Annotated in this window: 20 protein-coding genes; 7 read left to right on the top strand and 13 right to left on the bottom strand. The window is 68.1% G+C overall.

Annotated elements, in window-relative coordinates; translation table 11 throughout:
• Positions 1 to 10: 10 nt before the first annotated feature.
• The 6 genes from pyrG to AC07PR_RS06410 form a co-directional block, all read right to left on the bottom strand.
• On the bottom strand, positions 11 to 1,687 hold the full coding sequence (pyrG, locus tag AC07PR_RS06435; RefSeq protein ID WP_377155916.1) for a CTP synthase: 1,677 nt from the start codon (positions 1,685 to 1,687) through the stop codon (positions 11 to 13).
• Positions 1,688 to 1,747: 60 nt separating this feature from the next.
• Complete coding sequence (locus AC07PR_RS06430; RefSeq protein WP_431102675.1) at positions 1,748 to 2,575, bottom strand: alpha/beta hydrolase; 828 nt, start codon at positions 2,573 to 2,575, stop codon at positions 1,748 to 1,750.
• 35 nt (positions 2,576 to 2,610) lie between these two features.
• Positions 2,611 to 5,211: a DNA mismatch repair protein MutS gene (gene mutS / locus AC07PR_RS06425; protein WP_495134748.1), complete on the bottom strand. Its 2,601-nt coding sequence runs from the start codon at positions 5,209 to 5,211 to the stop codon at positions 2,611 to 2,613.
• A 110-nt stretch (positions 5,212 to 5,321) separates the two neighbouring features.
• On the bottom strand, positions 5,322 to 5,744 hold the full coding sequence (locus AC07PR_RS06420) for a hypothetical protein (protein WP_377155911.1): 423 nt from the start codon (positions 5,742 to 5,744) through the stop codon (positions 5,322 to 5,324).
• A complete protein-coding gene (locus AC07PR_RS06415; RefSeq protein ID WP_377155909.1) occupies positions 5,741 to 6,226 on the bottom strand; it encodes a Panacea domain-containing protein in 486 nt (161 codons plus the stop codon). The genes AC07PR_RS06420 and AC07PR_RS06415 overlap by 4 nt, the downstream gene beginning before the upstream one ends.
• Before the next feature lie 164 nt (positions 6,227 to 6,390).
• Complete coding sequence (locus AC07PR_RS06410; protein ID WP_377155908.1) at positions 6,391 to 7,368, bottom strand: inositol monophosphatase family protein; 978 nt, start codon at positions 7,366 to 7,368, stop codon at positions 6,391 to 6,393.
• A 154-nt stretch (positions 7,369 to 7,522) separates the two neighbouring features.
• On the opposite strand from AC07PR_RS06410, the gene AC07PR_RS06405 reads away from it, so the two are divergent.
• Together AC07PR_RS06405 and cysE are read left to right on the top strand one after the other, a co-directional pair.
• Positions 7,523 to 8,326, top strand: a complete 804-nt coding sequence (locus tag AC07PR_RS06405; RefSeq protein WP_495134747.1) for an RNA methyltransferase — start codon at positions 7,523 to 7,525, stop codon at positions 8,324 to 8,326.
• A gap of 121 nt (positions 8,327 to 8,447) precedes the next feature.
• Positions 8,448 to 9,215 carry a serine O-acetyltransferase gene (gene cysE / locus AC07PR_RS06400; protein WP_377155907.1) on the top strand — a complete coding sequence of 256 codons (768 nt, stop codon included), beginning with the start codon at positions 8,448 to 8,450 and terminating at the stop codon, positions 9,213 to 9,215.
• A 104-nt stretch (positions 9,216 to 9,319) separates the two neighbouring features.
• Here cysE and AC07PR_RS06395 read toward each other — a convergent pair whose 3' ends face one another.
• The 3 genes from AC07PR_RS06395 to yjgA are packed head-to-tail and all read right to left on the bottom strand — an operon-like array spanning position 9,320 to position 11,097.
• On the bottom strand, positions 9,320 to 9,823 hold the full coding sequence (locus AC07PR_RS06395) for an FKBP-type peptidyl-prolyl cis-trans isomerase (RefSeq protein WP_431102684.1): 504 nt from the start codon (positions 9,821 to 9,823) through the stop codon (positions 9,320 to 9,322).
• A 58-nt stretch (positions 9,824 to 9,881) separates the two neighbouring features.
• Positions 9,882 to 10,508: a molybdopterin adenylyltransferase gene (gene mog, locus AC07PR_RS06390; RefSeq protein ID WP_495134746.1), complete on the bottom strand. Its 627-nt coding sequence runs from the start codon at positions 10,506 to 10,508 to the stop codon at positions 9,882 to 9,884.
• Complete coding sequence (gene yjgA, locus AC07PR_RS06385; protein WP_495134745.1) at positions 10,495 to 11,097, bottom strand: ribosome biogenesis factor YjgA; 603 nt, start codon at positions 11,095 to 11,097, stop codon at positions 10,495 to 10,497. Before yjgA ends, mog begins: the two co-directional genes overlap by 14 nt.
• A 122-nt stretch (positions 11,098 to 11,219) precedes the next feature.
• Between yjgA and pmbA the strand changes: the two genes are divergently transcribed.
• From pmbA to AC07PR_RS06365, 4 genes are all read left to right on the top strand, one after another.
• Positions 11,220 to 12,587 (top strand): metalloprotease PmbA, encoded by a 1,368-nt coding sequence (gene pmbA, locus AC07PR_RS06380; RefSeq protein ID WP_377162023.1) that lies wholly within the window; start codon positions 11,220 to 11,222, stop codon positions 12,585 to 12,587.
• A 105-nt stretch (positions 12,588 to 12,692) separates the two neighbouring features.
• Positions 12,693 to 13,775, top strand: coding sequence for a TRAP transporter substrate-binding protein (locus AC07PR_RS06375; protein WP_067270047.1), 1,083 nt, complete (start codon positions 12,693 to 12,695; stop codon positions 13,773 to 13,775).
• A 150-nt stretch (positions 13,776 to 13,925) separates the two neighbouring features.
• Positions 13,926 to 14,312 carry a hypothetical protein gene (locus AC07PR_RS06370; RefSeq protein WP_495134744.1) on the top strand — a complete coding sequence of 129 codons (387 nt, stop codon included), beginning with the start codon at positions 13,926 to 13,928 and terminating at the stop codon, positions 14,310 to 14,312.
• Positions 14,313 to 14,427: 115 nt separating this feature from the next.
• Positions 14,428 to 14,811 carry a type II toxin-antitoxin system RelE/ParE family toxin gene (locus AC07PR_RS06365; protein ID WP_483105822.1) on the top strand — a complete coding sequence of 128 codons (384 nt, stop codon included), beginning with the start codon at positions 14,428 to 14,430 and terminating at the stop codon, positions 14,809 to 14,811.
• Between the two features lie 178 nt (positions 14,812 to 14,989).
• Here AC07PR_RS06365 and AC07PR_RS06360 read toward each other — a convergent pair whose 3' ends face one another.
• From AC07PR_RS06360 to AC07PR_RS06345, 4 genes are read right to left on the bottom strand one after another with little or no spacing between them, the layout of a single operon-like run.
• On the bottom strand, positions 14,990 to 16,984 hold the full coding sequence (locus AC07PR_RS06360; RefSeq protein WP_495134743.1) for a hybrid sensor histidine kinase/response regulator: 1,995 nt from the start codon (positions 16,982 to 16,984) through the stop codon (positions 14,990 to 14,992).
• A gap of 3 nt (positions 16,985 to 16,987) precedes the next feature.
• Positions 16,988 to 17,446 carry a response regulator gene (locus AC07PR_RS06355; RefSeq protein WP_377155894.1) on the bottom strand — a complete coding sequence of 153 codons (459 nt, stop codon included), beginning with the start codon at positions 17,444 to 17,446 and terminating at the stop codon, positions 16,988 to 16,990.
• Between the two features lie 20 nt (positions 17,447 to 17,466).
• Complete coding sequence (locus AC07PR_RS06350; RefSeq protein WP_495134742.1) at positions 17,467 to 19,869, bottom strand: ATP-binding protein; 2,403 nt, start codon at positions 19,867 to 19,869, stop codon at positions 17,467 to 17,469.
• A complete protein-coding gene (locus tag AC07PR_RS06345) occupies positions 19,869 to 20,528 on the bottom strand; it encodes a biliverdin-producing heme oxygenase (protein WP_377155890.1) in 660 nt (219 codons plus the stop codon). Before AC07PR_RS06345 ends, AC07PR_RS06350 begins: the two co-directional genes overlap by 1 nt.
• 314 nt (positions 20,529 to 20,842) lie before the next feature.
• Here AC07PR_RS06345 and AC07PR_RS06340 point away from each other — a divergent pair, with 314 nt between their 5' ends.
• A complete protein-coding gene (locus tag AC07PR_RS06340; RefSeq protein WP_495134741.1) occupies positions 20,843 to 21,217 on the top strand; it encodes a response regulator in 375 nt (124 codons plus the stop codon).
• Positions 21,218 to 21,336: the final 119 nt, after the last annotated feature.

The raw sequence follows: 21,336 nt of genomic DNA, 5'->3' as shown, positions 1-21,336 counted from the left end.
CCGACGGGGCTCAGGCCGCCGCGGGCGCGCTCACCTCGTGGCCGGCCTTGGCCTTGTGTTCCAGCGCGGCCTTGATGAACGCGATGAACAGCGGGTGGCCGTCCCACGGGGTCGACTTGAACTCCGGGTGGAACTGCACGCCCATGTACCACGGGTGCACATTGCGCGGCAGCTCGACGATCTCGGTCAGCTTCTCGCGCTGCGTGATCGCCGAGATCACCAGGCCGGCGTCCTGCAGCTGGTCCAGGTACTGCTCGTTGGCCTCGTAGCGGTGGCGGTGACGCTCGTTCACGACCGGGCCATAGATCTCGTAGGCCAGCGTGCCCGGCTTGACGTCGGAGCTCTGCGCGCCCAGACGCATCGTGCCGCCGAGGTCGGACTGGGCGTTGCGCTTCTGGATCGAGCCGTCCGCGTCCTGCCATTCGTCGATCAGCGCGATCACCTTGTGCGGCGCGTCGGGTTCGAACTCGGTCGAGTTCGCGCCGTCCAGGTGCGCCTTGTGGCGCGCGTATTCGATGGTCGCGACCTGCATGCCCAGGCAGATGCCCAGGTAGGGCGTCTTGTGCTCGCGGGCGTACTGGGCGGCGAGGATCTTGCCCTCGACGCCGCGCTTGCCGAAGCCGCCCGGCACCAGGATCGCGTCGTACTTGTCGAGCTGCTGCGAGTGCTCGGCGTCCAGCGTCTCCGAGTCGACATACTCGATGTTGACGCGGGCGTGGTTGTGGATGCCGGCATGGCGCAGCGCCTCGTTGAGCGACTTGTAGCTGTCCGACAGGTCGGTGTACTTGCCGCACATGGCGATGGTCACTTCGGTCTTCGGGTTCTCGACCTCGTTGACCAGCGTGTCCCAGCGCTTCAGGTCCGCGGACTTGGTGTTGAGCTGCAGCTTGGTGCAGATCATCTGGTCCAGGCCCTGCTCATGCAGCATGCGCGGGACCTTGTAGATCGTGTTGACGTCCCACATGGAGATCACGCCGTACTCGGGCACGTTCGTGAACAGCGAGATCTTCTCGCGCTCGTCGTCCGGGATGCGGCGGTCGGCGCGGCACAGCAGCGCGTCGGGCTGGATGCCGATCTCGCGCAGCTTCTGCACGGTGTGCTGCGTGGGCTTGGTCTTGAGTTCGCCGGCGGCGGCGATCCACGGGACGTAGGTCAGGTGCACGAACGCGACGTTGTTCGCGCCGGCCTTCAGGCTCATCTGACGCGCCGCTTCCAGGAAGGGCAGCGACTCGATGTCGCCGACCGTGCCGCCGATCTCGACGATCGCCACGTCCACCGCGTCCGCCGTGCCGTGACCGGCGCCGCGACGGATGAAGTCCTGCATCTCGTTGGTGATGTGCGGGATCACCTGGACGGTCTTGCCGAGGTAGTCGCCGCGGCGTTCCTTCTCCAGCACCGACATGTAGATCTGTCCGGTGGTGAAGTTGTTGCTCTTCTTCATCCGCGTGGTGATGAAGCGCTCGTAGTGACCCAGGTCCAGGTCGGTCTCGGCGCCGTCGTCCGTCACGAACACTTCACCGTGCTGGAACGGCGACATCGTGCCCGGATCCACGTTGATGTAGGGATCCAGCTTGATCAGGGTGACTTTGAGGCCGCGGGACTCGAGAAGGGCCGCGAGAGAGGCCGATGCGATGCCCTTGCCGAGAGAGGACACGACACCGCCGGTGACGAAGACGTACTTGGTCATTGTCTTGCAGCGCCGGTTTTCCGAGCAGGAAACCAAAAACGCCGTGGTGGTAAAAGGAGATTATAGCGATGCCGATTTGGCCTCGATCTCGCCCATCAATTCGAGGACGAGCGCCGCCGTGTCGTCCGGTCTTTCGAAGGGGTAGAGGTGGGTGCCCTCGAACCAGCGGAACAGGTCCTTGGCGAGCGCCTTGGACCCGGCCGCGTTGGCCTGCCGCAGTTCTTCGGACTGCGTGCCCGCGATGAACGCCACCGGACACTTCGGCGCGTGGCCGTGCAGGATGCGCGGCAGGTTGTGGGGCAGCGTGTTGTAGATGCGGGTCTCGATCTCGCGCGTGAAGCCCAGGCGCACCTGACCGTCCTCGTGCGCGTCGAAGCCGCTGGCGATGTAGTCCTTCAGCACGCGGGGATCCCAGCGTGCGAACTTGTTCTTGGCGGCGAAATGCGCGTGTGCCTCTTCGAGGCTGGGCCATTCGTAGCGCCGCTGGTGCGAGACCTTGCCCGGCGAGACGCGCTTGATCAGGCCGGCGGACTTCACCACGCGCAGGCTGTGCGCGCGCCAGCCGTCGATCACCGGGGAGTCCAGCATCACCAGGCCCTGCGCGAGCGACGGCTTGCGGCAGGCGACCAGCAGCGACAGCAGGCCGCCGAGCGAATGTCCGACCAGCATCACCGGCGCGGTCGGTTTGACCTCGTCCTGGATGAAGTGCAGCAGCTCGTCGCGCAGGTGCGGCCAGTTGCTGGTCACCGGATAACGCGGGTCGTGGCCGATGCGCGGCAGCGCGTGCACGGTCCAGCCCGCGTCGCGCCAGCGGTCGAAGAGCACCCGGTAGCAGCCCGCCGGAAACCCGTTGGCATGCGAGAAGACGAGGGTCTTGGTCGAGTCCATGGGGTCAGGTCTGGCGCGTCGGGTCGGCGGAGGGTTCAGTGCCGGCCGGCGGCCAGCAGCTTGAGCTGGTACAGCGCCGCATGGGCCTCGCGCGGGCTCAGCGCGTCGGGATCGAGGTCCCGCAGCGCGTCCAGCAGCTCGGACGGCTCCTCGGCCACCGCGCCCGGCGCGGGCTCCGGCGGCGGGGCGAACAGGTCGATCTGCGACTCGCCCTCGGTGGCGCGGGCTTCAAGGGCTTCAAGCGCCGCGCGGGCCTGCCGCACGACCGGACCCGGCATGCCGGCCAGCCGCGCCACCTGCACGCCGTAGCTGCGGCTCGCCGGACCGGGCTGGATCTCATGCAGGAAGACGATGTTCTCGCCGCTCTCGACCGCCGAGACATGCATGTTGACCGCCTGCGGATGCTTGGCCGGGAACTCGGTCAGCTCGAAGTAGTGCGTCGCGAACAGCGTGAACGCGCGGCACTTGTCGTGCAGGTGGGTGGCGATCGCGCCGGCCAGCGCCAGGCCGTCGAAGGTCGAGGTGCCGCGGCCGATCTCGTCCATCAGCACCAGCGACTGTTCGGTCGCGCTGTGCAGGATCGCGGCGCCTTCGGTCATCTCCAGCATGAAGGTGGACTGCGCGTTGGCCAGGTCGTCCGCCGCGCCGATCCGCGTGTGGATCGCGTCGATGGGCCCCAGCCGGCAGGCGGTCGCCGGCACATAGGCGCCGATCGCCGCCAGCAGCGTGATCAGCGCGACCTGACGCATGAAGGTGCTCTTGCCGCCCATGTTCGGGCCGGTGATCACCATCAGCTTGGTGCGGGCGTCCAGCCGGCAGTCGTTGGCCATGAACTCGCCGGCGCCGGTCTCGCGCAGGCGGGCCTCGACCACCGGATGGCGGCCACCCTGGATGTCGATGCAGGGATGCGGGACGAACTCGGGACGGCACCAGTTCAGCGTGGCGGCGCGTTCCGCGAGCGCGGCCAGCACATCCAGCGACGCCAGCGAGCGCGCCAGCCGTCCAAGCGCCGGCATCTCCTCGGTGAGCTGATCGATGACCATCTCGTAGAGCATCTTCTCGCGGGCGAGGGCGCGTTCGTTCGCGGACAGCGATTTGTCCTCGAAGGCCTTCAGCTCGGGGGTGATGAAGCGCTCGGCGTTCGTCAGTGTCTGGCGGCGGGTGTAGTCGGCGGGGATCTTCTCGAGGCCGCTGTTCGTGACTTCGATGTAGAAGCCATGCACCTTGTTGAACTTGACCCGCAGGTTGCCGATGCCGGTGCGCGCGCGTTCGCGGACTTCCATCGCGAGCAGGAACTGGTCGCAGTCGGTCTGCACGGCGCGCAGGTCGTCGAGCTCCTCGTCGAAGCCCTTGGCGATCACGCCGCCTTCGCGGATCAGCGCCTGCGGCTCTTCCGCGATCGCGCGGCTCAACAGCTCCGCGATGTGCGGCGACGCGCGCAGGCCTTCGGACAACTCGTCGAGCAACTTCGCGCCGGCCGGGACCGTCTGCGCAAGTTCGGGCAGGATCAGCAAGGTCGCGCGCAGGCCGGCGAGTTCGCGCGGACGCACCTGGCGCAGCGCGATGCGCGCGGCGATGCGCTCCACGTCGGAGACCTGCCGGAAGGCTTCCCGCAGCGGCTCGAAGCCGGTGCTCATCAGTTCGGCGATGGCCTCCTGGCGTTCGCGGGCTACGGTGCGTTCACGCTCCGGGTGCAGCAGCCAGAAACGCAGCGCGCGGCTGCCCATGCCGGTGCGGCAGGTGTCCAGCAGCGACAGCAGGGTCGGCGAGGTCTCGCCGCGCAGCGTCTGCGTCAACTCCAGGTTGCGCTGGGTGGCGGGCGGCAGGTCCAGGAGGTCGGACGCGCGCAGCACGCGCAGGCTCTTCACGTGGCTCAGCGCGCGGCTGCCCTGGGTGCTCTCGGCATAGGACAGCAGGCAGGAGGCCGCCGCATGGGCGGCGGGCAGGTCCTGGGCGTTGAGGCCCTGCAGGTTCGCAACGCCGAGTTGCTCGCAGAGCTTGCGGTTGCCCAGGTTCGTATCGAACTGCCAGCTCTGGCGATTGGTGATCGGCAGCTTGGCGCCCAGCACCGCCTGCGGATGTTTCTCGCGATCGACCAGGACCTCCGCCGGCGACAGGCGGGCGATCCACGAGGGCAGGTCGCGTTCGCCGCACTGCGCCAGACCGATCTGCCCCTGCGTCATCGACAGCCAGGCCAGGCCGAAGGTCTTGCCCTGCGTGGCGATGGACAGCAGGATCGAGTCCTGCTTGTCGGCGAGCAGCTCGGATTCCGTGACGGTGCCGGGTGTGGCGACACGCACGACCTTGCGTTCGACCGGGCCCTTGGTGGCGCCGACTTCGCCGGTCTGCTCGGCGATCGCGACGGACTCACCGAGCTTGAGCAGCTTGGCGAGGTAGGACTCCAGCGAGTGCACCGGCACGCCGGCCATGACGACCGGTTCGCCGCCGCTCTGGCCGCGGGTGGTCAGCGTGACGTCCAGCAGCGCGTTGGCCTTGCGGGCGTCGTCGAAGAAGACCTCGTAGAAGTCCCCCATCCGGTAGAAGAGCAGCGTGTCCGGATGCTCGGCCTTGAGGCCGAAATACTGCTGCATCATCGGCGTGTGGTGGCTGAAATCGGCAGGGACGGCGCTGGTCATCGGGAGCGGTGCGGACGGGAAATGGACAACGCCCTCGTGCGGAGGGCGCTGTGGTGGCTGACTGGGGGATGAGTGTAGGGCATGGCTGGACATGATCGGGGCTGCCGGTATCACTGGTAGAGACGGTGTTCGGGATCGAGCCAGACGATGTAGAAGACATCCTCCACCAGGATTCCATGAACGCGGCCGTGTTCGTTCGCTGTCAGCTGGAACTGCCAGGCGACGTACTGCTGCATTTCGCTTGGCAGATGTTTGAAACCATTCTTCTCCGTCGTTTCGGACCATTGCACGGGGTGGATTCGCCACGCACGATCCCTGTTGCGTCGGAACTCGTCGGGCCGCATGGTCGACAGTCCTCGAAGCCTGTCGAGTAGCGTCGACAGGTAGGGGGCAGCAGCAGTCACCTGTTCGTGGCCGAACTTGCCGGTCGAGTGCAGCAGCCGAAACGAAAAGTGCAGCATGCCGTCCGGAAGAGCGTGGAATGTCGAGGCGGGGACGGCGGGACGCCGCTCGGCACGTTTGCGAAGTGTCATGACCCCGCCTCCACCTCGGCGGCCGCCGATTCCGCCTTGAAGAATCGCGCCATGGATTCGTGCGTGATCTCCTCGCGGCGCGTGTCGATGAGATCTTGGCCCTTGCGGGCCTCCAGCCACGGGGGTTCCCGGTGCACACGGTACTCCAGGGACCACCCCGTATCGAAGCCATAGAGATCAACGACCTCGTCGATCAACCTGGTCAAACGTTCGGGAAGGCCCGTGGGATCCTGCGTCTCTTCCGATATCGGACGCCAGGTGTACTGCGCATACCGTTCAAAGATGGCAGGGCAGACCGGTCCTGAAATCCAGGCTTCGATCCGGTCAGGAAACGCGGGCTCGTCGTATTCCGCCAAGTGCCAGCCCTGGACGTAATAGAGAAGCTTCTGCAGCTTGTAGTTGTTGATCGGGTCACATTTCCACTGGAAGAAGTAGAGGATGTAATCGGCAACTGATTGGGCAGAGCAGGGAGGCGTAGTCATGGCGCTGAAGCGGGTGATGCCAGTGATCGGATGGAGCCATGCTAGGTCTGCTCCAGCGGCTCGCGCTTCAACCGTTCGCGCCAAAAACGACAAAGCCCTCCAAGGGGAGGGCTCTGTTTGATCGGCGTCAACGACGCCGCGGATCGTCGGGAAGGCCGATGGAATCAGGCTTCCGCGCCGCCGTCGTTCTTCTTGATGCGGACCGGCGCGCGCTTCTTCGGCGCTTCGCTTCCCCCTTCGGTGGTGGCCGCGGCCTTCTTCCGGGGGGCTGCCTTGTCAGCGGGCTCGCCGCCCGCGGCTGCGTCCGCGTCCGCGTCCAGCGCGTCCTGCGTAATGACGCGGGTGTACGGCGCCAGGATCTGCACCAGCGGGCCGTAGATGCGCGGCGTGCCGGCGACGATCTCGCGCTGATGCAGGAAGTCCGGCTCGCCGGTGAAGTTGCCGACCAGGCCGCCCGCTTCCTGGATGATCAGCGAGCCCGCGGCCACGTCCCACGGGTTCAGGCCGGTCTCGAAGAAGCCGTCGTAGTGGCCCGCGGCCACGTAGCACAGGTCCAGCGCGGCCGCGCCCGGGCGGCGCACGCCGGCGACCTGGGTCATGACGTCCTCGAACATCTTCAGGTAGCGCTTGAAGTTGTCGCCGCGGCGGAACGGGAAGCCCGTGCCGATCAGCGCGTCGCTCATGCGGGTGCGCTTGCTGACGCGGATGCGCTTGTCGTTCAGGTAGGCGCCGCGGCCCTTGGTCGCGTAGAACAGGTCGTTGCGGGTCGGGTCGTAGACGACGGCCTGCTGAACGATGTTGCGGTGCGCCAGCGCGATCGACACGCAGTAGAACGGCAGGCCGTGGATGAAGTTGGTCGTGCCGTCCAGCGGGTCGATGATCCACTGGTACTCGGAGTGCCTCGCGCCGTATTCGCGGCCGGATTCTTCGGCCAGGATGCCGTGGTCGGGGTAGGCCTGCAGCAGCGTCTCGATGATCGCCTGCTCGGCGGCCTGGTCCACTTCGGTCACGAAGTCGTTGGGCGACTTGGTGTTGATCTTCAGGATGTCCAGGTCCATCGACGCGCGGTTGATGATCGCGCCGGCGGTACGCGCCGCCTTGATGGCGACGTTGAGCATGGGATGGTGAGCGGCTTGCGTCATGCGGTACGGTTCCTGTGGGAAGTGGACTGGCGAAAGGAAAGAGCGTGCGTCGGCCCTGGGGCCTGTGGTCAGAACCTCGGGGGCGAATTGAATCGCGAGCGAGGGGACCGGCGCGGATAATCGACCATTTTGACACAGACTCGTGGTTTCCCCTATGCCCCCGGCTGACTCCGGCACGACCGCCCGCCCTCCGACGTCCGATCCGACACGTTTCGTGCTGATCGAGACCAGCCACCCCGGCAACGTCGGCTCGACCGCGCGGGCGATGAAGGTGATGGGCTTCCGCGACCTGGTGCTGGTGCGGCCCCGCTTCGCCGACGTGCTGAGCCAGGAGGAGACGGTCGCGATGGCCAGCGGCGCGGCCGACATCCTGGCCCGCGCGCGCATCGTCGACCGCGTCGAGGACGCGCTCGACGGCTGCACCTTCGTCTGCGCCACGGCGATGACGCCGCGCGATTTCGGACCGCCGACGCGCGAGCCCAGATCGCTGTTCGCCGAACTGGCGATGGGGGAGCCGCTCCCCCATCAGGTGGCGTTCCTCTTCGGCTCCGAGCGCTACGGGATGAGCAACGAGGACGTCTACCGCGCGCATGCGGTGCTGTCGATCCCGACGCATCCGGACTATGGCTCGCTGAACCTGGCGCAGGCGGTCCAACTGATCTCCTACGACTGGCGCCAGGCGCTGGGCGGCTACGCGGTGGCGCCGCGCACGGCCGATCCGCAACTGGCCGACGCGCAGGCGGTCCAGGGGCTGCTGACGCATCTGGAAGGCAGCCTCGTCCACCTGGGCTACCTCGACCCGGTCTCGCCCAAGAAGCTGATGCCGCGGCTGAACCAGCTCTTCAACCGCGCCGGGCTGACGAAGGAAGAGGTCCACATCCTGCGCGGCATCGCCCGTGCGATCGAGAAGACCCACCCCGCCGCCGGCACGCCCCCCGCACTCGGGGGAGACGAGTAGGGCCGGCGTGGCGCCCGCGCGGCAGGCCAGTAAGCCTGCGGCCGGCAAGGTCGGGACCCGCCGCTAAACTGGCCGACCCTCAGCTCCAGCCCCTCGCGGGCTGCCATCGGGTCCCCCCACCATGTTCCAGCGTCTTCGCGAAGACATCGCCTGCATCCTCGAACGCGACCCCGCCGCCCGCTCGGCCTGGGAGGTGCTGACCTGTTATCCGGGTCTGCACGCGCTGGTGGTGCATCGCTGTGCGCACTGGTTCTGGCTCCGTGGCCTGCGTTGGCTGGGACGTTTCACCTCCCACGTCGGCCGCTTCCTGACCGGCATCGAGATCCACCCCGGCGCGACCATCGGCCGGCGCGTGTTCATCGACCACGGCATGGGCGTCGTCATCGGCGAGATGACCGAGATCGGCGACGAGGTCACGATCTACCAGGGCGTGACCCTGGGCGGAACCTCGCTGGTGAAGGGGGCCAAGCGGCACCCGACGCTGGAGCGCGGCGTGATCGTCGGCGCGAATGCCTGCATCCTCGGCGGCTTCACGGTCGGGGAGGGCGCGCGCGTCGGCTCCGGCGCGGTGGTCACCAAGCCGGTGCCGCCGGGCGCGACGGCGGTCGGCAATCCGGCCCGCGTCATTGAGGCCAAGCTCGATGCCAGACGCGAAGAGGCGGCGGCGCGCATGGGCTTCTCGGCTTACGGCGTGACGCAGGGCGACGACCCGGTGGCGCTGGCCATGAAGGGCCTGATCGACAACGCCGCGACCCAGGAGCACCAGATCGCGCTGCTGTGGCAGGCGATCGCGAAGCTGTCCGAGGAAGAGCGCAAGGACTGCGTGCCGCAAGGCGCGCAGCAGGGCGAGCACTTCGACGCGGCGGAGTTGTCGCGGCTGGTGAAGTGATCAGCGGAAGCTGATTCGCTTCCGCTCCGGGCGGAAACGCAGAAGGGCGCCGATGGCGCCCTTCGTTCTTCAGAGTGCCCCCATCGTGAGGGCTTGGATGGCGATCAGTGGTGATGCCCGTGCGCGCCGTGCGCGTGGCCGTGCTCGATCTCTTCCTGTGACGCGGCGCGGACGTCCGTGACCTTGACGCTGATCTTCAGGTGCTGGCCGGCCAGCGGGTGGTTGCCGTCCAGGTGCACGGTGTCGCCCTTGACCTTCACGACCGTGAAGACATGGAAGCCGTCGTCGGCCGCGGGCTCTTCCTCGCCTTCCTTGGCCTGGCGGATCTGGATCTGGCCGCCGACCTTCACGCCGGGCGGGAAGTCCTTCTTCGGGATCGTGATCAGCAGGCTCTCGTCGCGCTCGCCGAAGCCGGTCTCGGGCGTCAGCTCGATCGTGGTGGCGTAGCCCTTCTCCTGGCCTTCCAGCGCGGCTTCGACGACCGGCAGCGTGTTGCCGTAGCCGCCGATCAGCAGCGCCATCGGCTCATCGGTCTTCTCGATGATCTGGCCGAGCTTGTTCGCGACCTTCAGTTCGACGGTGGCGATGGTGTCCTTGGTGATCTTCATGGGGTGTTGCTCAGTGCGTGCTTCTTGTGGAGGCCCCTTGTGGAGGCCGCGGGGGTGGTCAGCCCGGGCGCTTGGGCCGTTGGGCGGTCTTGGGACGGAACGCGGCGCAGATCGCGTCGCGTGTTTCAAGGTAGGGGCCGCCGATCAGGTCGATGCAGTACGGCACGGCGGCGAAGATGCCGCTGGCGGCCTCGTGGCCGGCCAGCGTCTCGGCGATCGCCTTGGGCTGGCCCGGCAGGTTGATGATCAGCGCCTGGCCGCGGATCACCGCGACCTGGCGCGACAGGATCGCGGTCGGGACGAAGCGCAGCGAGATCTGCCGCATCTGCTCGCCGAAGCCCGGCATCACGCGGTCGGCGACGTCCATGGTCGCCTCGGGCGTGACGTCGCGGATCGCGGGGCCGGTGCCGCCGGTGGTCAGCACGAGGTTGCAGCGGGTCTCGTCGACGAGCTCGCGCAGCGTGCGCGCGATGAGTTCGCGTTCATCGGGAATCAGCCGCGGCTGGAACTCGATCGGATTGATCAGCGCCGAGCGCAGCCAGTCCTGCAGCGCGGGCAGGCCCTTGTCCTCGTAGACGCCGCTGGAGGCGCGGTCGCTGATCGAGACGATGCCGATGCGCACCGGCTCCGGCGGCGGCAGCGCCGCGCCGTCGGCCCGCAGGGCCGCGGGCTCACTCATCGTCATCCTCGCCGGACGCTTCCGAGTCACCGGCCGCGTCGCCCTTGCCCGCGAGCACGTGGCCCTTCACGAACTGGAACAGCTCGCGCCAGGCGCGACCGTTGCGCTGCTCGGGCGCCTGGGCGCGGTCCTTGCGGGCGGCGCGGATCAGGCTGCGCAGCTGCTGGGTATCGACCTCGTCGAAGGCGTCGAGGAAGCCCTGCAGCGCGTTGTCGTCCTCGACGAGGCGCACGCGCCAGCGCTCGGCCTGGTGCAGTTCGAGCGAGTCCTGCGCGCGGCCGAGCTTGAACTCGGCGACCGCCTCGCGGATCGGTTCGGGATCGACCTGGCGCATGAGCTTGCCGATCAGCTGCAGGTGGCGCTTCTTGCCGCTGCGGGCGGTGCCGGCGACGATGCGGCGGCCTTCCTTGATCGCGTCGAGCAGCGATTCCGGCAGGTCGAGCGCGGCCACGCGCTTCTCGGGCAGCGTGAGCAGTTCTTCGCCCAGCGCCTGCAGCGCGTCCATGTCGCGCTTGAGCTGGCTTTTGCTGGGGCGGTCGTCTTCGAAGTCGTCGAAGTCCGCGCGGTCGTCGTGGTCGTCGTGGTCGGCGTTCATGAGGGGGAGAAAGCGAGAAGCCCCGACCGGAAGGGCGGGGCACAGCGCCCGTATGATAGTCGCCACCCCGCCGCGGCCTCGGATTCCCCCAGGCCGCGCTGCTTTCCAAAGAGACCGCATTCATGAGTCAAGCCGAGCAAGGATTCGCCTACAGCCAGGACCATTTCCGCCAGTTGATCGAGGACGTGCTCGCCGAGGCCAAACGCCAGGGCGCCAGCGACGCCGGCGCGGAAGTCTCCGAAGGCAGCGGCATGTCGGTGTCGGTGCGGCGTGGCCAGCTCGAGAACGTCGAGCGCAACCGCGACAAGTCGCTGGGCATCTCGGTCTACCTGGGCCAGCGCAGAGGCAACGCGAGCACCTCGGACTTCTCGCCGCAGGCGCTGAAGGACACCGTGCGCGCCGCCTACGACATCGCGCGCTTCACGGCCGAGGACGAATTCGCCGGCCTGCCGGACGAGCAGGACCTGTCGCTTGACGAAGCGGCGCGGCCGTCGCTGGACCTCTTCCATCCGTGGGCGATCACCGCCGAGCAGGCCGCCGAGCTGGCACTGCGCTGCGAGGACGCGGCGCTGAAGACGGACGCGCGCATCACCAACTCGGAAGGCGCGGCGGTCTCGGCGCAGCAGTCGCACTTCTATTCTGGCAACTCGCGCGGTTTCCGCGGCGGGTATGCAAGTTCGCGGCATTCCGTGTCGGTGGCGCCGATCGCCGGCCGTGGCGCGGGCATGGAGCGCGACGCCTGGTACAGCTCGATGCGCGACGCGGCGGATCTCTCGTCCGCGGAATCGATCGGCCGCTACGCCGCCGAGCGCGCGCTGGCGCGACTCAAGGGCCGCAAGGTCAAGACGGCCAGCGTGCCGGTGCTGTTCGAGGCCCCGGTCGCGGCCGGCCTGCTGGGCGCGCTGGTGCAGGCCACCAGCGGTGGCGCGCTCTACCGCCGTGCGAGCTTCCTGCTCGACAGCCTGGACCAGCAGATCCTGTCGCCGCATGTGGAGGTGGTCGAGGATCCGCACATCGTCAAGGGCAAGGGCAGCTCGCCCTTCGACGACGAAGGCGTGGTCACCAAGGCCCGCACCGTGGTCGAGGCGGGCGTGCTCAAGGGCTACTTCCTGTCGACCTATTCGGCGCGCAAGCTGGGCCTGCGCACGACGGGCCACGCAGGCGGCTCACACAACCTGACGATGCGCAGCAAGGCGACCGCACCCGGCGACGATCTGCCGACGATGCTGCGCCGCCTCGGCACCGGCCTGTTCGTCACCGAGTTGATGGGGCAAGGCGTCAACTACGTGACCGGCGATTACTCGCGCGGCGCGAGCGGCTATTGGGTCGAGAACGGCGTCATCGCCTTCCCGGTCAACGAGATCACGATCGCGGGCAACGTCAAGGAGATGTTCAAGCAGATCGTGGGCATCGGCGCCGACACCTACACGCTGGGCAGCAAGACGGTGGGGTCGATCCTGCTGGAGAACATGAAGCTCGCTGGCGCCTGAGGCTTCCCCAGGGCTTGTCAGGTTGACGCCAGCCCTCCAGTAGTTAATCCTGCTTTCGCCCGGGCACCCAGGAGGGTGCTCCATACCAACGAAAAAGGAGACTTCATGGAGCGTCGTTCGTTCGTCAAGAATGCCGGCCTGGCCGGCGTGCTGGCCGCGGGTGCGGCCCCGGCCATCGTGCATGCGCAGGCCAACATCCGGTGGCGGATGGCGTCGAGCTTTCCCAAGCAGCTCGACACGATCTACGGCGGCGGCGAGGTCTTCGCCAAGAAGGTCAGCGAGCTCAGCGGCGGCAAGTTCCAGATCAGCGTGCATGCGGGCGGTGAGCTGATGCCGGCCTTCGGCGTGGTCGACGGCGTGCAGAACGCGACGGTCGAGATCGCGCACACGGTGCCGTACTACTTCTTCGGCAAGGACGAGACCTTCGCGATCGGCGCGTCCATCCCGTTCGGGCTGAACTCGCGGCAGATGACGGCGTGGACCTTCCACGGCAACGGCCTGAAGCTGATGCGCGAGTTCTACCGGAACTACAACATCATCAACTTCCCCGGCGGCAACACCGGCGCGCAGATGGCGGGCTGGTACCGCAAGGAGATCAAGTCGGCGGCGGACTTCAAGGGCTTGAAGTTCCGCATCGGTGGCTTCGCGGGCCGGGTGATCGAGCGCATGGGCGGCGTGCCGCAGAACCTACCGGGCGGCGAGCTCTATTCGGCGCTGGAGAAGGGCACGATCGACGCCGCGGAATGGGTCGGACCGTACGACGACCTGAAGCTGGGCTTCAACAAGGTGGCGCCGTTCTACTACTACCCCGGCTGGTGGGAGGGCGGCCCGCAGGTGGACTTCTTCATCAACACCAAGGCCTATGAAGGGCTGTCGCCCGAGTACAAGGCGATCGTGGAAGCGGCGTCCGCGTACGTGCACGTGGACATGCAGGCCAAGTACGACGTGCTGAACCCGCAGGCGCTCAAGCAGCTGGTGGCGGCCAAGACCAAGCTGATGCGCTTCCCGAAGGACACGATGGACCTGGCGTTCAAGGAGTCGATGGCGCTGTACGCGGAGCTGTCGGCGAAGAACCCGAACTGGAAGAAGGTCTACGAGGATTACGCCAACTTCCGGCGCGACCAGAACCTGTGGTTCCGCTTCGCGGAAGCGGGCTTCGACGACTACATGCAGTCGCAGCGGTTCTGATCGGGACCGACGTCCGCAACGACATCCGCTGATCGCGGGCCGCGCTTCGAAAGGGGCGCGGCCCGTTCCGCTTGTGGCGTGCCCTTGAGCCGAGGGCAGGGGCCGTGGCGTCACAATCGGTCCTCGATCAACCGGCATCAGGATGAGTTCATGAATCAGGAAACGCAGTCGCTCGAGGCGCTCCTCAAGGCCCTTCGCGTGCTGCTCACGGTGCTGCTGACGCTGACCGTCATCGCCGTGATCTGCTTCCGGCTCTTTGCCTACGCGTTCACGTATGCGTCGCCGCCGTTCTGGGCGCTCGTGCCGGCGGGTGTGCTGGCGGGTCTGCTGATCATGCTGCTCGTGCCGCAACCGGTGCGCCGCATCGGCGCGGTGCTGCTGCTGGTGCTGTATGCGCTCAGCATCGCCTTCTTCGGCTGGCGCCACGTGATGGAGCTGTACGCGTCGGACGGCCCCTTCGCCTTCGATCTCTTCGAGGCGGTGTTGATCGTCCTGCTGGCCGTGCCGAGCCTGGTGCGCCGCAGATCCACATTCTGAAATCGGGCGGTCGCCACGCCCCCATCAGTAGGCCGCCTTCAGAACGAATCGTTCGCACGCAAGACCCGGCACTGAGGTTCATCGCAGTGCTGCGTGGAGGTCGATGTGACGGTGTATGTCGCGCGCAGGTTTCGCCGTTGGATGCGAGATCAAGGGTTGGAAAGATGACGATCTCTGTCGGGCCGTTTTGGAGATGACACAGGGTTTGATCGACGCGAACCTCGGGGGCGCGCTGTTCAAGAAGCGCATTGCCCGAAACGGTCAAGGAAAGCGTGGCGGTTTCCGGACGATCGTCGCCAAACCGGAATTCGAGACTTGGCTCTTCGTTTACGGTTTCGCGAAGAGCGATCTGAGCAACATCAGCACCGCGAGGGAGCTGCATTGCCGAGACGCCGTCAAAGAATTTCTGTCATTGGGCCTCGATCAACGCGAGACGGAGATCGAGGACGGTCGTCTTTTCAAAGTGAATTGCCATGCACAAATCCGTGTCTCCATTTGATCGAACGCTTCTCGACCTCTACTTCACGCTCAAGCGAGCGGGTAGGGTGACTGGAGCCAAGTACATGGCGGTGCAAGCGCTGTGCCGCCCCACGTTGCAGCCGCGTCGACCCTCGGAGCCCGTCCGTCCGCGCAGGCAGCGGGCGCTCAGCGCAGCCGGCCCGCGACGCTGATGACCCTCAATCCCCGCCCGCCTTGCGCCCCAGCGCCTCCTGCACCGCGCGCGTGAGCGCGGCCAGTTCGATCGGCTTGGCCACGTAGCCCTGGAACCCGGCCGCGAGGCCTTCCTGGCGATCCGCGACCATCGCGAAGGCCGTCAGCGCCACCGCCGGCAGCTTGTCGGGGCTGCCTCCCGGCAGCTGCCGCACCGCGCGGATCAGCGAGCGCCCGTCCATCTCCGGCATCCCGATGTCGGACACCAGCAGGTCGTAGTGCTCCTCGCCTTCTTCGAGGCGCGACAGCACCTCCGCCGCGCTCGTCGCCACGCTGACCTTCGCGCCCAGGCGGCTCAGCGCCACCTGGCCGACCTCACGCGCGTCCTCCTCGTCATCGACGAGCAGCACCCGCACGCCCGACAGCGTGTCTTCCGACAACTCCACCGGCTCCGCGCACGGCGAGGGCGCCAGGGCCTGCTCCGCCAGCATCGGCAGGCGCAGCTCGAAGACCGCGCCGCGGCCCGGCCCCGGGCTGTCGGCGCTGATGCGGCCCTGGTGCAGTTGCGCGATCGCGCGCGCGATCGCCAGGCCCAGGCCCAGGCCGCCGACCTTGCGCGTCTTTGAGCCGTCCTCCTGCCGCAGCCGATCGAAGACGAAGGGCAGGAACTCCGGCGAGATGCCGCGGCCCGTGTCCCGCACGCGCAGCAGCGCGCAGCCGTCCTCGACCTCGACCTGCACGTCGACGCTGCCGCCGCTCTCGGTGAACTTGATGGCGTTGCCGATCAGGTTCGTGATCACCTGCGACAGGCGCTGCGCATCGCCCGGGATCCACACCGGCGCCGCCGCATGGCAGTTCAGCGCCACGCCCTTGCCCTGCGCCTCGTGCAGCGCGCCCAGCACCGAGTCCGCCGCCAGTGCCGCCAGGTCCATCGGCGTCGTCTGCAGCATCAGCTTGCCGGCCACGACCGCGCTCATGTCGAGCAGGTCGTTGATCATCCGCGCCTGCAGCTGCGCGTTGCGCCGGATCACCGTCGAGGCCTTGCCCAGCAGCGGATGGGCGTCGGAGAAATTGGTCAGGATGTCCGCCCAGCCCGTGATCGCGCTCAGCGGCGAGCGCAGCTCGTGCGACAGCACCGCGAGGAACTGGTCCTTGAGCTCGTTGGCGCGCTCCGCTTCTTCCTTGCCTTGTCGCAGCGCCTGCTGCGCCTCGTAGGCCGGCGTCGTGTCCCGGATGATCTTCGAGAACCCCGTCGTCACGCCCGCCGCGCTGAACAGCGGCGTCACCACGCCCTCGGCGCGCAGCCGCGTGCCGTCCTGCCGCATCAGCCAGCGGTCGTCGCGCGCCGCGCCCTGCGTCAGGGCCAGCGCCAGTTCGTTCTCCAGCACGCCCGCCGCGCGGTCCTCCGGCGTCAGCAGGATCTCCGCCGACATGCCGAGCACGTCGTCCAGCACGTGGCCGAAGATCGTCCCCGCCGCGCGGTTCCAGTCGCGGATGCGGCCTTCGGTGTCCAGCAGGATCACCGCGTGGTCCTGCAGCGAATCAACGACCCGCGCATACAGCGCGTCGGCCTCGCGCAGCTGCGCCTCGACCTGGATCTGCGCCTCGCGCTGGCGCACCTCGCGCAGCGCGCGGTCGATCGCGACCGGCAGCCGCGTCAGCCGGCCCTTCATCACGTAGTCGGTGGCGCCGCGCTTGAGCAGCTCCACCGTGTTCTCCTCGCCGATCACGCCCGACACGAAGATGAACGGCGTCCCCGGCACCAGCTGCTGCGCCAGCGTCAGCGCCTCCGCCCCGGTGAAGCCCGGCAACTGGTAGTCCGACAGGATCAGGTCGAAGCGCTGCGTCTCCAGCGCGCCCAGCAGCTGAGGCTCGTCCTTCACCCAGGTCACCCGCGCGCGGGGATGCGTCGTCTCCAGCGACGCGAGCAGCAGCTCCGCGTCGAAAGTCGAATCCTCCAGCAGCAGGATCTCCAGCGGCGGCGAGCCCGCGTCGTCGGGCGGCGGTGACGTCTCAGTCATGGTTCATTCGTAGCGGCGCGTGGCGCGCAACGATCCGGGCGGCGGTTCGTTCAGCACGGCCCAGAACACACCCAGGTCCGCGATTGCCGCGACGAACTGCTTGAACTCCACCGGCTTCACGACATACGCGTTCACGCCGAGCTCGTAGCTGTGCACCACGTCCGACTCGGTCTGCGACGAGGTCAGCATCACCACCGGGATGCTCTTGAGCCGTTCCGTGGCGCGGACGGCCTTCAGCACCTCCAGCCCGTTCACCTTCGGCAGTTTCAGGTCCAGCAGGATGACGGCCGGATTGCCCTCGGCGCGGTCCGCGTGGACGCCTTCGCGGTTCAGGTAGTCCAGCGCCTCGGCGCCGTCGCGCACGATGATCACTTCGTTGGCGAGCTGGCTGCGTTCGAGGGCAACCAGCGTCAGTTCAAGATCGCGGGCGTCGTCTTCAACAAGCAGGATGGGCTTGAGCATGGCGTTCGGGGGGCTGGGGGTCAGAGAAGGGTGTTGCCGGTGCCGACCGATCGCTCGAAGGCGGTCACGGCGGCATCGTCAGGGGGGAATGCCCCGTGGCCGGGGGCGGGATCGATGGCTTGCGCTTCCGCCATCTCGCGGGTGGGCAGCGTGAAGCGGAAGCGTGCGCCGCGGTCGGCCTCGCCCCAGGCTTCGACGTGGCCGCCGTGCCGTTCGACGATGCGTCGCACGCTCGCCAGGCCGATGCCGGTGCCTTCGAAGGACTCGGTCTGGTGCAGGCGCTGGAACACGCCGAACAGCTTGTTCACGTACTTCATCTGGAAACCCACGCCGTTGTCCGAGATGCTCAGTCCGACGCCGTCTCCGGTCTCGAAGCCGGTGATCTCGATGCGCGCCGGATCGCGCGGCCGCGTGTACTTGACGGCATTGGTGACGAGGTTGCGGATGGCGACCTGCAGCAGGATCGGATCGCCCCACAGCCGCGGCAGCGGGCGTGACACGGCCCACTCGATGCGGCGGTCCTTGTTCAGCGTGTTCTGCTCCGCGATCAGGTCGTCGATCAGGTGGTCCGTGTTGATCGAGCCGGGCTTGATCGCCGAGCGCCCCATGCGCGAGAAGTCCAGCAGCGCATCCACCAGCTGGCCGGCATGCGCGGAGGCTTCCTTCACATGCGCCAGGTAGCGCCGCGAACGCTCGGACAGCGCGCCGCCCTCCATCTCCAGCACCAGGTCGACGAAGCCCGCGATGTGGCGCATCGGCGCGCGCAGGTCGTGCGACACGGTGTAGGAGAAGGCTTCCAGCTCCTTGTTGACGCGGCCCAGTTCCATCGCGACCTCGGCCATCTCCTCGGCGCGCCGCAGCACGATGCCGATCAGCGCCTGCCGCAGTTCCTGCACCGCGTGGATCTCGCCCGGCGTCCAGGGCAGGGACCGGCCGCTCACCTGCTGCTTCCAGCTGGCGAAGCTGCGGCGCGGATGCAGCCGCGAGTCTTCGCCGATGGCCGATTCCTTGCGCGGGTCGCCGGCCCAGAGGATGGTCTGGACGATCTCGGGCCGGAACCAGACGATGTGATGCCGATGCAGCTTGGAGATCGAGATCGCCAGCAGCCCCGCCGTCGGTCCCAGCGGGTTGCCCACCTTGTTCCCGGCCTCGTTGTCTGCCTCGTTGTCTGCCCGGTTCTCTGCCCGGTTGTCTGCCTCGTTGCCCAGCGACGCCGCTTCCACCGGCAGCCGGTCGCTGTGCCAGACCTGGTCGATGCGGTTGCCCAGCCATTGGCCGAGTGCCAGCAGCGTGGCGTGGTCCGGCGTCTCGCCGACGGCCCAGCAGCTGTCGTTGAGGATCACGGCGGCGCCGGTGGCGCGCGCCAGGCGCAGCAGCGGGCCGGGTTCTTCGACCAGGCGCTGCAGCGTGGCGTCGCTGTCGGACAGGTGCGCCACGATCGCCAGCGTCTGCTGACGCAGCCGCAACTGCTCGGTGACCTGCTCGTTCTCTTCCTTGGCCTCGATCTGCAGCGACAGCAGCTGGCCCAGGTGCTCGCAGGCCATGCGCGCCTGCCAGGACAACTGGCGCGGCGCGTGGTCGTGGCAGGACACCAGTCCCCACAGCTTCCCGTCCACGATGATGGACACCGACATCGACGCCAGCGTCCGCATGTTGCGCATGTACTCGAGGTGCACCGGCGACACGCTGCGCAGCGCGGCCTGCGACAGGTCCAGCGCCGTGCCGTCGCGCCCGTCGACGAAGCGCACGGGCACCGGCTCGTAGTGCGCGTCGGCGATCAGCCGGATGTGGTTGATGCGGTAGAGCTCGCGCGCCTGCGGCGGAATGTCCGAACCCGGGAACCGGTGGCCGGCGTAGGCGTCGTAGCCGGGGTCGATCGCTTCGGCGAGCACCTCGCCGTGGCCGTCCGCGTCGAAGCGGTAGGCCAGGCAGCGGCCGAAGCCGGTCAGCCGCTTCATCTCCGCGACCACGATGCGGCAGAGTTCGCTCACCGCGTCGGTGCGCTGCATCATCGGCACGAGGTGTCGCGCCAGGCTGTAGATCGGCGCGCGGTTGCCGGCGTCGTCGGTGTCGGCTTCGAGCTCGAAGTAGGCGAGCCCGCCGAGTCGGTGGCCCGACACGTGCAGGCGCCGTCCGCCGATCGTCAACGTGCCGCAGGACACGGGGCCTTCGCCGTCGATCAGCCCCGGCCGCACACCGCTGACCGCGTCCAGCGCGCCTTCGATGCGCGCGGCCAGCATGTCCGGCGTGGACTGCAGCAAGGCCGACCAGTTCTCGCTGAACGCGACCAGGCCGCCGCTGCGCCAGTCCACCGCCGCCAACCAGCCGTGCGGCTGGATCGCGCCGGGAATGCGGATCGGCTCGCTCGCGCACTGCGCGACCTGCAGGTCCGTCGGCGACGTGGCCAGCGTGTCGGTATTCATCATGACCTCGGCGGCGCTGCGGGCGCTGCGGGCGTTGCTGGCGCGTCCAGCGCCCCGAAGGTCGCGATCAGCGCACGAAAGGTCTCCACCGCCGCGTGGCAGGCGGCGATGCGATCGTCTTCCGCGCCGCCGGCTTCGGCCTGGGCGAGCTGGCGGAACTCGCGCCACATCGCGCCGGTCCGGGCCCCGAAGCCGTGGAAGTAGGCCGCGCCGTGCTCGGGGGTCAGGCCGTGCGCGGCCAGCAGCTTCGGCGTCAGCACCTGGCCGCCGAGCGCCGAGCCCTCGATGACGTACAGCGATCCCAAGGCCGCCGCCGGCGAATCCAACCGCAGCCCGTGCAGCGCCGCGAGCGCCGACGCGCGCATCGCGGTGTCCGCGGCGTCCTCGGGCAGCTCCAGCGCGGCGAGGTCGCGCGCGGCGAACGGTGATCGCACACGGGCGTCGAACCAGGGGCGAAGGCGCTCCGGCAACGCCTGGCGCGCGCGCGGTTCCCACAGCTGCAGGAATTCGTGGAACCCGCGGAGGATGCGGCCGTAGCGCACGAGCGGCATCGGCGCCTCCAGCCGGAGCAGCGCCTCGATGTCGTCATGCAGCGGCCCGGTGCTGCGGCGCAGGCGGGGGAGCAGGTCGGTCTCGATCGTGGCGTCGGTCGTCGTCATGAAGCTCGGCAAACAAGGCGGGCGCGCACTGCGGGTCGGGCACGTTGCGGACTTGCCGCAACCCCTCTCCGCGAAGGCGCGGATTATGGTCAGAAAGGCCCAGGGCAAACATCCGTCCCGCCCCCTACGGACGAGGGGTCCAAGCCCGCGCGCGGCCGCGGCAAGAATGTCGAACCGTCCGCCAGAGGGATGTCGCCGAGGGAGGCACGCCATTTGCCGAGTCGCCCCGATTCCCCTCATCGCACGCTTGTCGCGCGCCGGCTCGCGCCGCGCCCGCCGGCTTGTTCCGTGGACCTCTTGCCGCAGGGTTTGCCATGCTTCCCCACGCCGTCATCGTCGACGACAACCTCGAGTCCAGCGAAACGCTGGGCATCCTCCTCGAACTCGAGGGCTACTCCGCCGCCACTGCCGGGAGCTTGCGCGAGGCGCGCCAGCGCATCGCCGAGCACCGACCGGACGTCCTGATCCTGGACCGGGCGCTGCCGGACGGGCAGGGCATGGATTTTCTGACCGAGGCCTTGTTGCAGGGGCCGATGACGGTGGTGATGCTCACCGGCACGTCCGACCCCGGTGATGCTGCCGAGGCGATCCGTCGCGGCGCGAGCGCCTACCTGGTCAAGCCCGCGACGATCGATCAATTGAAGGCGGTGCTGGATGCTGCGCCGCTCGCCTCGCGTCAGGCCGCCTGAAGGCCGAACGCACAACGTCTTCCGAAGTCCTCGGTGCGCGCCCGTCGAAGGGCGGTGCTGTGTCGGTGTATGGGGGAAGGGTTTTCGCGGCGGAGCCGGGAAAATCTTTCCCCCATGCG

The sequence above is a fragment of the Roseateles sp. GW821-FHT09H11 genome (genome assembly GCF_059415845.1).
The sequence above is the reverse complement of the archived record's forward strand: the minus strand, read 5'-3'. Positions and strand labels throughout refer to the sequence as shown.

Coding starts and splice junctions, on each gene's coding strand:
- pyrG (WP_377155916.1), bottom strand. CDS start 1,687: ATGACCAAGTACGTCTTCGTCACCGGCGGTGTCGTGTCCTCTCTCGGC.
- AC07PR_RS06430 (WP_431102675.1), bottom strand. CDS start 2,575: ATGGACTCGACCAAGACCCTCGTCTTCTCGCATGCCAACGGGTTTCCG.
- mutS (WP_495134748.1), bottom strand. CDS start 5,211: ATGACCAGCGCCGTCCCTGCCGATTTCAGCCACCACACGCCGATGATG.
- AC07PR_RS06420 (WP_377155911.1), bottom strand. CDS start 5,744: ATGACACTTCGCAAACGTGCCGAGCGGCGTCCCGCCGTCCCCGCCTCG.
- AC07PR_RS06415 (WP_377155909.1), bottom strand. CDS start 6,226: ATGACTACGCCTCCCTGCTCTGCCCAATCAGTTGCCGATTACATCCTC.
- AC07PR_RS06410 (WP_377155908.1), bottom strand. CDS start 7,368: ATGACGCAAGCCGCTCACCATCCCATGCTCAACGTCGCCATCAAGGCG.
- AC07PR_RS06405 (WP_495134747.1), top strand. CDS start 7,523: ATGCCCCCGGCTGACTCCGGCACGACCGCCCGCCCTCCGACGTCCGAT.
- cysE (WP_377155907.1), top strand. CDS start 8,448: ATGTTCCAGCGTCTTCGCGAAGACATCGCCTGCATCCTCGAACGCGAC.
- AC07PR_RS06395 (WP_431102684.1), bottom strand. CDS start 9,823: ATGAAGATCACCAAGGACACCATCGCCACCGTCGAACTGAAGGTCGCG.
- mog (WP_495134746.1), bottom strand. CDS start 10,508: ATGACGATGAGTGAGCCCGCGGCCCTGCGGGCCGACGGCGCGGCGCTG.
- yjgA (WP_495134745.1), bottom strand. CDS start 11,097: ATGAACGCCGACCACGACGACCACGACGACCGCGCGGACTTCGACGAC.
- pmbA (WP_377162023.1), top strand. CDS start 11,220: ATGAGTCAAGCCGAGCAAGGATTCGCCTACAGCCAGGACCATTTCCGC.
- AC07PR_RS06375 (WP_067270047.1), top strand. CDS start 12,693: ATGGAGCGTCGTTCGTTCGTCAAGAATGCCGGCCTGGCCGGCGTGCTG.
- AC07PR_RS06370 (WP_495134744.1), top strand. CDS start 13,926: ATGAATCAGGAAACGCAGTCGCTCGAGGCGCTCCTCAAGGCCCTTCGC.
- AC07PR_RS06365 (WP_483105822.1), top strand. CDS start 14,428: ATGTCGCGCGCAGGTTTCGCCGTTGGATGCGAGATCAAGGGTTGGAAA.
- AC07PR_RS06360 (WP_495134743.1), bottom strand. CDS start 16,984: ATGACTGAGACGTCACCGCCGCCCGACGACGCGGGCTCGCCGCCGCTG.
- AC07PR_RS06355 (WP_377155894.1), bottom strand. CDS start 17,446: ATGCTCAAGCCCATCCTGCTTGTTGAAGACGACGCCCGCGATCTTGAA.
- AC07PR_RS06350 (WP_495134742.1), bottom strand. CDS start 19,869: ATGAATACCGACACGCTGGCCACGTCGCCGACGGACCTGCAGGTCGCG.
- AC07PR_RS06345 (WP_377155890.1), bottom strand. CDS start 20,528: ATGACGACGACCGACGCCACGATCGAGACCGACCTGCTCCCCCGCCTG.
- AC07PR_RS06340 (WP_495134741.1), top strand. CDS start 20,843: ATGCTTCCCCACGCCGTCATCGTCGACGACAACCTCGAGTCCAGCGAA.